Origin of the sequence: Reyranella sp. (assembly GCF_050185545.1) — a bacterium.
In the GTDB taxonomy this organism is placed as follows: Bacteria; Pseudomonadota; Alphaproteobacteria; order Reyranellales; family Reyranellaceae; genus Reyranella.
This window is the reverse complement of record NZ_JBFWZI010000076.1, coordinates 1-13658: the sequence shown is the minus strand read 5'-3', so window position 1 is coordinate 13658 and position 13658 is coordinate 1. Positions and strand designations below refer to the sequence as shown.

Sequence of the window (13658 nt, the reverse complement as noted above, 5' to 3'; positions counted from 1 at the left end):
CGAGAACCGCCCAGTCGTCGGCAGTAGTTGGCTTCTGTATGCGCGTGTCAGCGTGATTTCGGCGTCCGGAGCCGGGCGCGACCCGCCGGACCGCTCCGAATTTCAAACTGAGTCAGTGCCAGTCACCGAGCGCGGTTGCCTCCGTCCACGAGCTGTCCTAGGCTCGCGCTCAACAGGGACGAAAAAGTAACGGTCATTCAAGCGTACGCGTACGTAATCAACGGCCTGTCCTCGCGTTGCGGGTACGGGGAAAGAACCGCGACGAGAGTGACGACAAGATGGGCGAGACGGTCCTCGAGCTCGAAGACCTGACCGTGCGCTTCCGCCTGCGGCGGGGCGATCTCACGGCGGTGGACGGCGTGTCCTTTTCAATCGGCCGCGGCGAGACCTTCGGCCTGGTCGGCGAATCGGGCTCCGGCAAGTCGGTGACGGCGCGCGCCATCATGCGGCTGGTGCCGTCGCCGCCGGGCGACATCCCGCGCGGCCGCATCCTGTTCGAGGGCGGCGACATCCTGAAGAAGAGCGATGCCGAGATGCGCGCCCTGCGCGGCCGCAGCATCGCCATGGTGTTCCAGGAGCCGATGAGCGCGCTCAATCCGGTGTTCACCGTATGCGACCAGATCTCCGACGCACTGCGCGCCAATCTCGGCCTTTCCAGGCAGGAGGCGCGCGAGCGCGTCGTCGAGTTGCTGTCGCTGGTCGGCATTCCCTCGCCGCAGCGCCGGCTCGACAGCTACGTCCACGAGTTCTCCGGCGGCATGCGCCAGCGCGTGATGCTGGCGATGGCGCTGTCGTGCAACCCCGGCTTCCTGATTGCCGACGAGCCGACGACGGCGCTCGACGTCACCATCCAGGCGACCATCCTCGAGCTGATCACCAGCATGATCGAGCGCTTCGGCATGTCGTTGCTGTTCATCACCCACAATCTCGGCGTCGTCGCCCATTCCTGCGACAAGATCGGCGTGATGTATGCTTCGCACATGGTCGAGCTCGGCGACAAGCGCGAGATCTTCGCCAATCCGCAGCATCCCTACACCGTGGGCCTGCTGAACTCGATCCCGCGCCTCGACGTCCAGACGCGGCACCTGACCCCGATCGCCGGATCTGTCTGCAACATGATGGAGCCGCCGTCGGGCTGCAAATTCCATCCCAGATGCGCGCACGCGATGGATGTCTGCCGCCGCGAAGTGCCCAAGCTCAAGGAAGTGGCGCCGGGTCATCATGCGGCGTGCCATCTGCATGATCGGGGGGCCGCCGCGTGACGGCGCAAGGTGCGAGCGACGACATGCTGTTGGAGGTGAGGGGACTCACCAAGCATTTCACGCTGCATGGCGACATCTATTCGAAGCTGGCCGGCGAGAAGGCCCAGGTGCTGAAGGCGGTCGATGGCATCGACTTCCACATCCGCCGCGGCGAGACGCTGGGCCTGGTGGGCGAAAGCGGCTGCGGCAAGTCGACGACGGCGCGGCTGGTGACGCGGCTTATCGAGCCCACCGCCGGGGAAGTAAGGTTGAAGGACGAGGACCTGCTGGCGTTCTCGCCTCGGCGCATGAAGGGGACGCGCAAGGACATTCAGCTGGTGTTCCAGGATCCCTACAGCTCTCTCAATCCGCGCAAGACGATCATGCATATTCTCAGCCGGCCGATGGAGATCCACGGTCTGGCGCGCAGCTGGTACGAGAAACGCGAGCGCGTGCTGCACCTGCTGCACCGCGTCGGCCTGAGCGTCGAGCACATCGACCGCTATCCGCACGAGTTCTCGGGAGGCCAGCGCCAGCGCATCGCCATCGCCCGCGCGCTCTCGGTCGAGCCCGAGCTGGTGATCGGCGACGAGCCGGTGTCGGCGCTCGACGTCTCGATCCAGGCGCAGATCCTGAACCTGTTCCGTGACCTCCAGGAGGAGTTCGGGCTCACCTACCTCTTCATCGCCCACGATCTGAGCGTGATCCGCCACATCAGCGATCGCGTCGCGGTGATGTATGTCGGCAAGATCGTCGAGGCGGGCCCGGCGGCGAGGATGTTCGAGAGCCCCCTGCATCCCTACACCAAGGCGCTGCTGGCGGCGGTGCCGGAGGCGGATCCCGCCAAGCTGCCGCCCAAGCTCACGCTCAAGGGGGAGGTCTCGACCCCAATCGACCCGCCGCCCGGCTGCCGGCTGTGCGGCCGCTGCCCGCGCGAGCTGCCGATCTGCTCGCAGGTCGCGCCGCCCCTGATCGATGTCGGCGACGACCGCCAGGTGGCGTGTCATAATCTGTGAGGCCGCTGACCTCCCCAACTCTGTTGGGGAGGTGTCACCGTCTTAGGGCGACGGAGGGGGCATGCGCTGGGAGCGCGCCACTCCGATGGCGCTCTTCTTGTTGATCACACTCGCATGAGCGCCACAGGAGTGGCGCGCTCCCAGCAATGAACATGACCCCTCCGTCCGCGAAGACGCGGGCACCTCTTCCGTAAGGCCCCGTAAGACACCCGCAAGACGGGGGATGTGGGAAACGTCACCGCTCCGCTATCCGCGGGTCGAGGATGTCGCGCAGGCCGTCGCCGAACAGGTTGAAGGCCAGCACCGTGTAGCAGATGGCGAGCCCCGGGAAGGCGGCGATCAGCGGATGGGTCTCCATGTAGTCGCGTGCGGCGCTGAGGTCGGAGCCCCAGTCCGGCGTCGGCGGCGGCGTACCGAGCCCGAGGAACGACAGCGCCGCCACGATCAGGATAACGAAGCCCAGCCGCACCGTGGAGGTCACGATCAGCGGCGAGACGATGTTGGGCAGGATCTGGCTCAACGCGATCCTGACCGAGGAATCGCCCACTGCACGGGACGCCTCGACGTACTCCTTCTGCTTCTCGGCCAGCACCGAGCCTCGCGCGAGCCGCGCTTTCTCGGGCATCCCGGCAAGAGCGAGCGCGCTCACCAGCACGACGTCGACCATCACTCCCTCGAGTTTCCAAGCCTGGGCGACCGTCACGAACAGAAGATAAAGCAGCAACCCCGGGAACGCGAGCAACCCGTCGACGATGCGCATGCCTATGGTGTCGGCGAGCCCGCCGAAGTAGCCGGTCAGCACGCCGAACGGCACGCCCACCAGCAGTGAGAGCGCGACCGCCACGACGGCGATGGTCACCAGCCGCCTCCCGCCATAGAGCAGCCGCGAGTAGATGTCGCGACCCAGTCGATCGGTTCCCAGCAGGTGCTTCTCGGAGGGCGGCTGCAGGCGCTCGCGGTAGTTCTGCTTGATCGGATCGTGCGTAGCGAGCCACGGCGTCCCGATGCAGGCGCCGAACAGCAGCACCAGCATGACCGCGCCGATCGAGGCGGTGCGGCTCTTGCGCAGTTCGTGCCAGGCGTTCGAGAGCGCGGTGGCGAGTCGTCCGCTCCGCAGTGGCGCCGGCGGTGCGCGCCGGGCCAGCGTGCCATCGACCAGCTTGTCGGCTTCCAGTTCGGACATGGCCGGTCCCCTAGGCCAATTTGACGCGCGGATTGAGCAGCCTGTAGGTCAGGTCGACCAGCAGGTTCATGACGACGACGATGACGCCCAGAACGAGCACGCCCGCCTGGATCAGCGGATAGTCGCGCTGCAGGATCGCCTCGAAGATCGCCCGGCCGATTCCCGGCCAGGCGAAGATCGACTCCAGCACCACCGTGCCGCCGAGCAGGTTGGCGAGCTGCAGGCCCGAGATAGTGATGGTCGGGATCATGGCGTTGCGCAGCGTGTACTTGAAAATCACCTTGCGCTCGCTGTGGCCGAGCGCGCGCGCGGTGTCGACGTACTCCTTGCTGAGCTCGTCGAGCATGGAAGACCGGGTCAGCCGCGTCGTGAACGCCGCCTGCCGGAAGCCGATGGCCGCCGCCGGAAGGATCAGGAACTGCAGGCTGCCCCAGAAATCCTCGAACGGGCTGACATAGCCCGAGGACGGCAGCCAGCCGAGATACAGCGAGAACAGCAACACGCAAAGAATCGCGAACCAGAACTCCGGGATCGAGATGCCGGCGAGCGACGTCACCTGCGCGGTGTAGTCGACCGCGGAATTGCGGCGCACGGCGGCGAAGGTGCCGAGCGGCACGGCGATCAGCATGGAGAGCGCGATCCCGACCGAGGCAAGGTAGACCGTGGCCGGGATGCGGCTCAGCAGCTCGGTCGAGATCGGCCGCCTTGTGACCAGCGACTTGCCCAAATCGCCCTGCAGCGCGCGTCCGAGCCACAGCACGTAGCGCTCATGGACCGGACGGTCGAGGCCGTACTCCTTGGTGAGGATGGCGCGCGCTTCCTCGATGTCGCCGCCCTCGGTGCCGACCAGCGTGTCGACGATGGAGCCCGGCAGCGCCTCGACGAAGGCGAATACCGCCACGCTCAACACGAGCAGGACGGGGACGAGCTGGGCGATGCGCCGCAGCGTGTAGGCGAGCATCGCCTGGCCCGCCCCGCCTCAGCCTTCGATCCAGGTACGCCGCATGCCGGCGCCCGAGTAACTCCAGGGTCCCGAGTAGGACACTGCGTAGTTCTTCACGCGGGCGCGGTTGCCGGCCATCATCAGCGGCACGAAGTGCGTGTAGAGCATCGGCAGGTCGCGGTTCACCAGCGTCTCGACGTCGGCGTACATCAGCCTGCGCTTGGTCGGGTCGCGTTCCTTGCGCGCGGCCAGGATGATCTGGTCCGCTTTCTCGTTCTTGTAGCCGATGCGACGGCGGTTCTCCGGCGCGGTCGACAGGATGTTGCGGCCGTACCAGCCGTCGGGGTCGAGGCGGAAGGAGTTGGCCGTCGAATCGATATTGTAGTCGCCCTTGTTCTGCTTTTCGAGCATCACCGGCGACGGCAGAATCTCGAGCACGGCGTTGAAGCCGGCGTCCTTCAGCATGGCGTGCACCAGCTCGCCCGACTGCTGCATGTAGGGGAAGGTGTCGTTGGCGATGATGGTGAATTTCTCGTCGCCGCCCTTGGCTTTCTTGCGCAGCGACTTGGCCTTGTCGGGATCGAACTTCGGCCAGCTCTCGATGTCCTTCGAATGCCAGGGGCTGGCGCTGCTGTAGAAGCCCTGCGAGATATCGCCAATGCCGTTGAAAACCGCCTGGTGAATGCCCTCGTGATCGATCGCGTGGGCGATCGCCTGCCGCAGCAGGTGGGCGTCGGGATTGTCCTTTTCCGACAGGAGGCCGTTCTTGAGGTTGAAGAACATCATCGCCGTGCCGACCTGCGGCACCGGCCAGGTCTCGAACGTCTTGCCGTGGTCCTTCTTGAAGGCGGGCGCGTCGGCGTAGGCGACATTGTCGATGAGGTCGAGCTCGCCCGTGCGCAGCGCGGTCAGGCGGACGCGGTCCTCCTTCTTCGGCCGTCCGATCAGCCCGTCGAGATAGGGCAGCGAGTTGCCCTCGGAGTCGGTCTCCCAGAAGTTCTCGAAGCGGACCAGCTCGCAGACGTCGAGGCGCCGCCACGACTTGAACTTGAAGGGGCCGCAGTTGACCGGATGGGTGTCGACCGTGTCGACCGCACCCGGCGCCATCAGGTTTACCGGATAGTAGATGAGGTTGATGTCGAGGGCGGCATGGGCCTCCTTGAGGTGGAACCGGACGGTGTGCTTGTCGTCCACCGTGACACGCTCGACGTCGGACAGGACCGAGCGTGTGAAAGCGTGACTGGTCTTGGGATCCTTGATGCGCTCGATATTCCACTTGACCGATTCGGCGTCGATGGTCTGGCCGTTGTGAAACTCCGCGCCGCGCCGGAGCTTGAATGTCCAGGTCATGAGGTCGGACGAGGCGTCCCACGATTCGGCGACGGCCGGCTTGGGCTGCATCTTGTCGTCGAAATCGACCAGCCCGCCGGTGATGCCGGTCAGCGGATGCGAGACGAAATATATGATGTTGCGATGGGTATCGAGCGCGATCGAATCGTCGCGCGTGCCGAAGCGGAGCGTCCCGCCTCGCTTGGGGTTGCGCTTGCGCGCGTCGGCAAAAGCCTGCTCGCCAACCAGCGCCGTGCTGGCCAGCGCCGTGGTTGCCGTAAGAAAACTACGCCTTGTACGCTCGTTGCCCTTTTTGGTCGCTTCGTCGGACATGACGTCGCCTCCCTGATGCATTTATGTGGGCCGGTACTGGCTATGGTGTTGAACGCCTACTCGATCATTGCCTCCCGGTGGTCGCGGCTCCCCAACGAGCGTCCGACAGTCGGAATTCGCTGCGCTCGCGATCCAAAACAGCGTGCCGACATTCGATGTGCAGGTCAATGGGCGGCAGGAACTTCGCGCCGAGCTGCCGGCCACAACCAGAACCGGCGTGCCTTGCGGCACGCCGGTCGAGGCTTCGGTCCTTGATGGCGGTCGAGCGTCGTGGCCGCCGGCGCCGCTCACCTGTCCCATGCTTCAGTTCGATCCTTGATGGGGCGACGCGCCAGGCGGCCGCCCTCCAGGATCCTGTCTAGACGAACTCGATGTCCTGGTGATTGACCTGGTTGGCCTTCATGCCGACCAGCACGATCTCGCCCGGATCGCCCGAGACCAGCGTGATCGCCGTCTCGACGCCGAACATGCCGATGCGCTCGGTGACGACCAACTGATCCATGCCGTGGATGCCCTTGGCCTGGTCGAAGTCGATCGCGACCCGATCGAGCTTGTCCTCGAAGTCCATGACGAGGTCGGAGCCCCAGCCGTTGGCGGCGAAGGCGAAGGTGTCCTTGCCGTCGTCGCCCCACAGGATGTCGTTGCCGGCATCGCCGGCGATGTGGTCGTCGCCGGTGCCGCCGCGGATCACGTCGTCGCCGTTGCCGCCGAACATCGTGTCGTGATCGGCGCCGCCCTCGATCACGTCGTCGCCGTCCTCGCCGTGAATCGTGTCGTTGCCGTTCTCGCCGAACAACAGGTCGTTGCCGGCCCCGCCGAACACCGTGTCGTGCTGATCGCCGGCGAAGACGGTGTCGTTGCCGCCGTTGGTGAAGATCAGGTCGTTGCCGTGCAGCCCGTGGATCGTCTCGTCGGCGGCGAGACCGACGAACTCGTCGTCCTGCAGCGTGAGGAAGAACTGCTCGACGCTGGTGATGGTGTCGCCGGTGGCGATGCCGGTGTTGCGGCTGGGATCGACCAGGTCGACGATGATGCCGATCTTGGACTCGTCGAACGACGTCGTGTCGAAGCCGGCGCCGCCGTCGATGATGTCGGCACCCTCGCCACCCACGATGTAGTCGTCGCCGCCGTCGCCGTGCAGCTCGTCGTCGCCGGCGAAGCCCAGCAGGGTGTCGTTGCCGTCGAGGCCCGACACCACGTCGCCGACCAGCGGATCGTCGCGGCCGATGAACGTGTCGTCGAAGTTGGACAGCTCGAACTTCTCGATCGAGACGTAGACGTCGCCCGAGGCGTCGCCCGTCATCTGCGTCGGGTCTTGCAGGTTGACCACCACCGGGCCGGTGGCGTCGACGTAGGAGGCCGTGTCGATGCCGTTGCCGCCGTCGACCAGATCCTGGCCCTCGCCGCCGGCCAGCGTGTCGTCGCCGTCCTCGCCGAACAGGCTGTCGTTGCCGCCCTGACCGAAGATCGTGTCGTTGCCGGCCCCGCCCATCAGCAGGTCGACCCCGTCGCCGCCGCGGATGAGGTCGTCGCCGAGCCCGCCAGTCACGGTGTCCTCGCCGGCGCCTGTGACCAGGATATCGTTGCCGTCGCCGCCGTCGACCGTGTTGTCGCCGTCACCCGCGTCGACCGTGTCGTCGCCGGCACCGGCGGTCACCTGATCGTTGCCACTGCCGGCCAGGATCGAATCGTTGCCGTCGCCGCCATCGACCGTGTTGTTGCCGTCTCCCGCATCGATGGTGTCGTCGCCGATACCGCCGGTCACCGCGTCGTTGCCGGTTCCCGCCACGATCGTGTCGTTGCCGTCGTTGCCGTCGACCGTGTCGTCGCCGTCGCCGGTGCTGATGTTGTCGTTGCCGGCGTCGCCGGTGACCACGTCGTTGCCGCCGCCGGCCACGATGGTGTCGTCGCCGTCACCGCCATGCACCTCGTCGGCATCGGCGCCGCTGTCGATCACGTCGTTGCCGGTGCCGCCCAGGATGACGTCCAGCCCGGCGCCGCCGGTGATCGTATCGGCGTCATCACCGCCGCTGAGCGAGTCGTTGCCGTCGCCGCCGTCGATATTGTCGTTCCCGGCGCCGCCCAGGACGGTGTCGTCGCCGAGCCCCGCCATCACCACGTCGTTGCCGTCGCCGCCTTCGATCGAGTCGGCGCCCGCGCCGCCCAGGATCGTGTCGTTGCCCGTGCCGCCGCGCAGCGTGTCGTCGCCGTCGCCGCCATCGATGCCGTCGTTCCCGGCCCCGCCTTCGACGACGTCGTTGCCGGCGCCGGCACTCAGCGTGTCGTCGCCGTCGCCGCCATCGAGTGAATCGTCGCCGTCGCCGCCGATCAGCGTGTCGATCCCGGCCGCGCCGGTCATGGTATCGTTGCCGGCCCCACCGTTCAGCGAATCGTCGCCGTCGCCGCCGGCCATGACGTCATTGCCGTCGCCGCCGTCGAGCAGGTCGTTGCCCGTGCCGCCGGTGAGGTTATCGTTGCCGGCCCCACCATTCAGCGTGTCGTCGCCGTCGCCGCCGTCGAGCGTGTCGTCGCCGTCGCCGCCGTTCAGGGTGTCGTTGCCGAGCCCGCCGGCGATGGTGTCGTTGCCGCCGTTGCCGGTCAGGGTGTTGTCGGCGTCGTTACCGGTGAGGGTGTCGTCGCCGCCGCCACCGATGGCGTTTTCGATCAGCGAACGGGTGTCGCCCTTGAACAGCAGGGCGTTGGCGATGTTGCCGCGCGCCAGGCCGCTGTCGCGGCCGCCGCTGTTGAGGTCGGCAAGCTGATCTTCCGAGGTGATCGTCCACTGGCCAGGCAGCAGGTTGATGGAGACCGACGCCGAGTAGTTCGACAGGTCATAGGTGTCGTTGCCGTTGCCGTCCCAGATCGTCATGAAGATGCGGTTGATCTGCGGCGTGCGCTGGGCCACGCCATCGACCGACATGGTGCCGTTGTTCGGATCCCACGTGTAGGTCGTGTCGCCGGCGTTGTGGCTGAAATTGGCGCCGTACATGTACTGGATGGCCTGGATGTCGAGCATCATCAGGCTCTGGGCGTAGCCGCCGGTCTCGGCCTGCAGGATGTTCGCTTCGTTCGGCGCGGACCGGTAGGTCATCACCGTGAACTCGATCGAGTTCACCGAATTGTCGAGGATCGGGCCGCTGACGTCGGTCAGCACCTCCTCGAGGAAGTCGGGAAAATCCTCGCTCAGCAGGCCGTCCTCGTGGCCGTGCTTCAGGCCCATCGCATGGCCGAGCTCGTGCAGGATGGTGAAGTCGGCGAAATTGCCGAGCATGGGACTGTCGAACGTTCCGTCATTCTTGAACCAGGTGTCGCCCAGCACACCGTTGCCGATGATGAGCTCGACGCGCGGCAGCGGCGGAAGGCCGAAGGCCGGCGCGCTGGTGGTCGCCGTCTCGGCGAAGCGGATGATCTCGTGATCGAACAGGCCTTCATCGCCCTCGGTAATCGAGACCGGCGCCACGCTGGTGAATTGCGCCACGGCGGCCCTGGCCGAATCCTTTTGCGCAGCGTTGAATTCCTGGAAGCCGTTCAGGGAGACGATGCCGACGGTCAGGACCGACAGGAAATGCTCGGTGATCGCCGCGACCGGGCCGATGACGAACGAGATGGCGGCGAACTCGGCCAATTGCTCGAGAGTCGCAATATCGAAGAACTGCTCCTCGACGTACCAGAAACCGCTGTCAGGGAAGCTGAAGGTGAGGTTGCTCGTATCCCAGCGATACCCTGTCAGGAGGGCGTCGATGTCGTTGTTGCCGCTGAGCGCGACGTCTTGTGGACCGGCCATTGGAAGACTCCCCGAGTATCAGGCAATAATGGTCCGGCGACCGATGGCACCCCAATCGGACTTGTCGAAATGATCTGATTTTGGAATGCCAATAGTATTCCCGGTCGGCGGGAATTACCTCCGTTCAAACGGCGTGATAATTCACGCGCACCGTGACCTAACTCGACTGCAAAAAGAATAGATACTCGACCAATCGGCGGCCGGTCACAGCTTGGTCACGGAATAAATTCTTGAAAACGCCGTGACTGCAAGGGCGCACTGCTGGTGTGCGCCAATGCATGACGATAGTCGTTCCGTATCGCTGGCGTGTTGATATCGTGTCGGCGCAGCGCCGGCCACGACATCCGGTCGAGTAGTGCTGGCCGGACGTTCGACATGAACTCTGCCGGCTGGCACGGACGCTGCCCGCGCTACGAGGATTTCGTCGGCAACTGGCTCTCTACGATGGCGTCGGCTTCTGCCCACAAGCGCTGGTCGCCGCGCGTCAGGCGGTCGACCAGGTAACGCATCTCGACGAGATAGACTCGAGCGAAGCGTGGATCGCGCTCGGCGATCGAGCGCGTGTTGCTGACGATGTCGGCGAGCTTGATGGTGTGGACCCTGGCCTCGCAGGTCCCCAGCCTGTCGGATTCGAGTTGCTTGCGAAGCTTCCGGTTGCCGGCCGACCTCGGCACCTGATCCGACAGCGCCGCGACCAGCTCGGCGACGTCGCGGCCGAACTCCGAGACGAGGGTTTCGAACGATGTCGGCGTATCCTCGAGCACATCGTGCAGATGCGCGGCGGCGATCATCTCCGGGGTGCCGCCGTGCTCGGCGACGAGCGCCGCCACTTCGTCGGTATGCACGACGTACGGCTCGCCCGTGTACTTGCGCGTCTGTCCGGCATGGGCGACGCGGGCGAATGCGCGGGCGCGGTCTGTCACGCCTTGCATGATGGAACCCTCCTGTTCGGCGCTGGCCGGCTTGCTCCGTGCGGGTCGGCCGGCGGCGCCAGACGGAGAGGCTACCTGCGGCGCCGGCGGCCGCTGTCGAGAATGGGGACGCCCGAGGCGTGTGTACAGAAGATGGCGAACAGGGCCACGAGGTTCACCATCGCCACCAGCAGGGCGGGGTTGCCGAGCTCGCCGAGCAGGGCGATCACCACCACGACGAGATCGGTGGCCAGGATGGCAAGCGCCAGAACGAGGGCTTTCGATGTCATCGTCGTCACTCCGATGCGGCGTGCCGTCGTCCCTTGGGCTTTTCGAGCAAGGGCGCGATCGTGCTGGGGCTCGTACAGCGGGCATGCGGCGTCCCGGAGGCAACAGTGTGTTCCCTATGGAGATCTGATGTGGTCGTGCTGAGGCAGGGGTGAGCCCACTCGGTCCGCTGCGGCGGTGACACACACGATACAAAAGAACCATCGGCGCGAAATGGCCGCGAAACAAACCAGGCGTAGAGGCCGCGCAATCGAGAAACCGACAACGGGGAGGAAGCGGCCATGACACCAAGCCAGATCAAGCTCGTGCAGGCAAGTTTTGCCCACGTGGTTCCCATCGCCGCCGCGGCCGCCGACCTTTTCTACGAGCGCCTCTTCGAGATCGCGCCGCATGTGCGCCCGATGTTTCCCGAGGACCTGGCCGAGCAGAAGACGCAGTTGATAGCGATGCTGGGCGCTGTCGTTGCCGGTCTCAGCCACCTTGACACGCTGGTACCAGCAGTGCGCGCTCTCGGTCGGCGACATGCCGGCTACGGCGTCAAGGCCCAGCATTATGTGCCGGTTGGAAAGTCTTTGCTGTGGACTCTGGAGAAAGGCCTCGGCACGGCTTTCACGCCTGAGGTAAAGGATGCCTGGGCGAGCGCTTACATGCTGCTCTGGACGACTATGATCGAAGGGGCCAACGAAAGGCCCATGGCGGCGTGACTGCGCCCGCGCTTGGAGACCAGCAACTGCGACTCCCGTGACGCGGCACGCCAAACTGGTTGCCGACGTTAGCGCACCGACGACCTTCCGAAAAAGGGAGCGTTGGCCTCGTGCATTTTTCGAAACAAGAGTGTCGGCATTCTTGAGGCCGACGAGCACAGTCCGAGGGTCGTCTGCCACAGAATGCAGAAGCGCCATCGCGGCCGCGTTGTGGTCGCGCCGACATTTGCCTACCGTTGTGTCTGACGAAGCGGACGATGCCGAACGAATACCTCGCCCAAACATGCGGAGGTGAGATCGTGGCAAAGACCACCATGCGGGCGGCGCGGTTCGACCGCGCCAGTCGCCAACTGTCGGTTCAGGACGTCCCGGTGCCGGAGCCGGGACCGGGCGAGGTGCTCATCCGCGTCGAGGCCGCCGGGATCTGTGCATCGGACCTCCATATGATTGATGGCATCCTGCCGGACTTTCCGCTGGATCACGTCATCCCTGGGCACGAGGGAGCGGGTACGATAGCGCGGGTAGGGGCCGCCGTGCCGCTTTGGCAAGTAGGTCAGCGTGTTGTCTTGCTGGCCGGGAGAAACTGTGGCGTTTGTCGCCATTGCGTCGGCGGTAGCACGAAGGCGTGCCTCAAGCCGTTGGTCATGGGGCAGAACTACAATGGCAGCTGGGCCGAGCATGTCGTCGTGCCCTTCAGCGTTCTGGTGGCGCTCCCCGAGAACATCCCGTTCGAGCAGGCTGCGCTCATTCCTGACGCCGTGGCCACGCCGTACACGGGGATGGTCCATCGCGGCAGGCTGGGCTTGGGCGAGGCCGTCGGCCTCTGGGGCATCGGCGGCCTCGGGGTGCACGCGGTGCAAACCGCCCGCCTGGCCGGAGCTGCCCTGATAATCGCCATCGATCCGATCGACGCGGCTTGCCAACGGGCGCTGGAGCTCGGGGCGGACCATGCCTTGAACCCGCGGACAATGGACGTCCACACGGAGGTGATGCGGCTCACGAACGGCGAGGGGCTGGACCTGGCGGTGGACTTGGCCGGGGTCAATGCCGCTCTCGACCAGGCGGTGTCCTGTCTTGGTCGCTATGGGCGGGCGGTCATTATCGGCATGTGCCTGGAGCCGGTCCATCTCACCGAACCTTCGGTCATGCTCGGCTACATGAACCATGAAGTGCTGGGGCATGACGGCTACGAGCAGCGTGACATAACCGGCCTTGTGCGCCTTGTAGCTTCCGGGAAGCTCGACCTTTCCCGCTCGGTCTCCCATGTGGTGCCGCTGGAAGAGGTCGCCCGAGGCGTGGACCGCTTGCGCACGAAGGAGGGCAACCCCGTTCGCATCGTGGTCAAGCCGTAGCCCACCAGGACACTTGTTGTCGTCGCCGTAAGATAAAAAGAGAGCTGATCAACGCTACCACCTCAGCGCAACGCGCGGGGGTGCAAGAAAGGTGTGGGACAACTACGGTGTGCGGTATTGCACCGACCGGCCTGTCTCGCAGCTTGCCCAAGCGGGAACAATGCGGCCACTCAGTGTGCCAATCCTGTGCCACGATCTGACTGAAATCGTCGACTCTTCGAAGAAAAGTGCCACCCCAGCCCGAAGGCTGGGGTGGTTCCCTAACCGGCGGAAAGCCCCGATTTTATTGGTCGGAGTGAGAGGATTCGAACCTCCGGCCCCTAGCTCCCGAAGCTAGTGCTCTACCAGGCTGAGCTACACTCCGTCAGGAATTGCGAGCCCACGCCGGCGCTTGGGAGGCGGGTTTATAGCCGCCGCCTCCCGGGCTCGCAAGTAGCGCGCTTCGCCAGTGTCGTAAGCACACGAGTTGTCCGGGTTAGGTAGCACACGAGTTGTCCGGTTTTGTGTCCCTCTGAGGGGGGGCAGATGAACCGGACGCAGTGGCTACAGGACCGCAGGATGCAGAAGTTTCTGG

The 13658-nt window shown here is 65.4% G+C and carries 10 protein-coding genes and 1 tRNA gene; 4 read left to right on the top strand and 7 right to left on the bottom strand.

Annotated elements, in window-relative coordinates:
* The first annotated feature begins 278 nt into the window (after positions 1-278).
* Positions 279-1262 carry an ABC transporter ATP-binding protein gene (locus tag AB7O82_RS20135; RefSeq protein ID WP_428549194.1) on the top strand — a complete coding sequence of 328 codons (984 nt, stop codon included), beginning with the start codon at positions 279-281 and terminating at the stop codon, positions 1260-1262.
* Complete coding sequence (locus AB7O82_RS20130) at positions 1259-2257, top strand: ABC transporter ATP-binding protein (protein WP_428549196.1); 999 nt, start codon at positions 1259-1261, stop codon at positions 2255-2257. The genes AB7O82_RS20135 and AB7O82_RS20130 overlap by 4 nt, the downstream gene beginning before the upstream one ends.
* 235 nt (positions 2258-2492) lie before the next feature.
* On the opposite strand, the gene AB7O82_RS20125 is transcribed toward AB7O82_RS20130, so the two are convergent.
* The 6 genes from AB7O82_RS20125 to AB7O82_RS20100 form a co-directional block, all read right to left on the bottom strand.
* Complete coding sequence (locus tag AB7O82_RS20125; RefSeq protein WP_428549198.1) at positions 2493-3440, bottom strand: ABC transporter permease; 948 nt, start codon at positions 3438-3440, stop codon at positions 2493-2495.
* Positions 3441-3450: 10 nt separating this feature from the next.
* Entirely contained in the window at positions 3451-4401 is a 951-nt protein-coding gene (locus AB7O82_RS20120; RefSeq protein ID WP_428549200.1) for an ABC transporter permease, read from the bottom strand.
* A gap of 18 nt (positions 4402-4419) precedes the next feature.
* On the bottom strand, positions 4420-6045 hold the full coding sequence (locus tag AB7O82_RS20115) for an ABC transporter substrate-binding protein (protein WP_428549202.1): 1626 nt from the start codon (positions 6043-6045) through the stop codon (positions 4420-4422).
* A gap of 358 nt (positions 6046-6403) precedes the next feature.
* Complete coding sequence (locus AB7O82_RS20110; protein ID WP_428549204.1) at positions 6404-9829, bottom strand: M10 family metallopeptidase; 3426 nt, start codon at positions 9827-9829, stop codon at positions 6404-6406.
* A 410-nt stretch (positions 9830-10239) separates the two neighbouring features.
* Entirely contained in the window at positions 10240-10761 is a 522-nt protein-coding gene (locus AB7O82_RS20105; RefSeq protein ID WP_428549206.1) for an HD domain-containing protein, read from the bottom strand.
* Between the two features lie 71 nt (positions 10762-10832).
* Complete coding sequence (locus AB7O82_RS20100) at positions 10833-11030, bottom strand: hypothetical protein (protein ID WP_428549208.1); 198 nt, start codon at positions 11028-11030, stop codon at positions 10833-10835.
* Positions 11031-11309: 279 nt separating this feature from the next.
* Here AB7O82_RS20100 and AB7O82_RS20095 point away from each other — a divergent pair, with 279 nt between their 5' ends.
* The gene (locus AB7O82_RS20095) at positions 11310-11732 is read left to right on the top strand and encodes a globin family protein (RefSeq protein WP_428549210.1); all 423 of its coding nucleotides are present in this window, start codon (positions 11310-11312) and stop codon (positions 11730-11732) included.
* Positions 11733-12031: 299 nt separating this feature from the next.
* Positions 12032-13084, top strand: coding sequence for a zinc-binding dehydrogenase (locus AB7O82_RS20090; protein WP_428619994.1), 1053 nt, complete (start codon positions 12032-12034; stop codon positions 13082-13084).
* A gap of 287 nt (positions 13085-13371) precedes the next feature.
* Here AB7O82_RS20090 and AB7O82_RS20085 read toward each other — a convergent pair.
* A tRNA-Pro gene (locus AB7O82_RS20085) sits at positions 13372-13448 on the bottom strand.
* Positions 13449-13658: the final 210 nt, after the last annotated feature.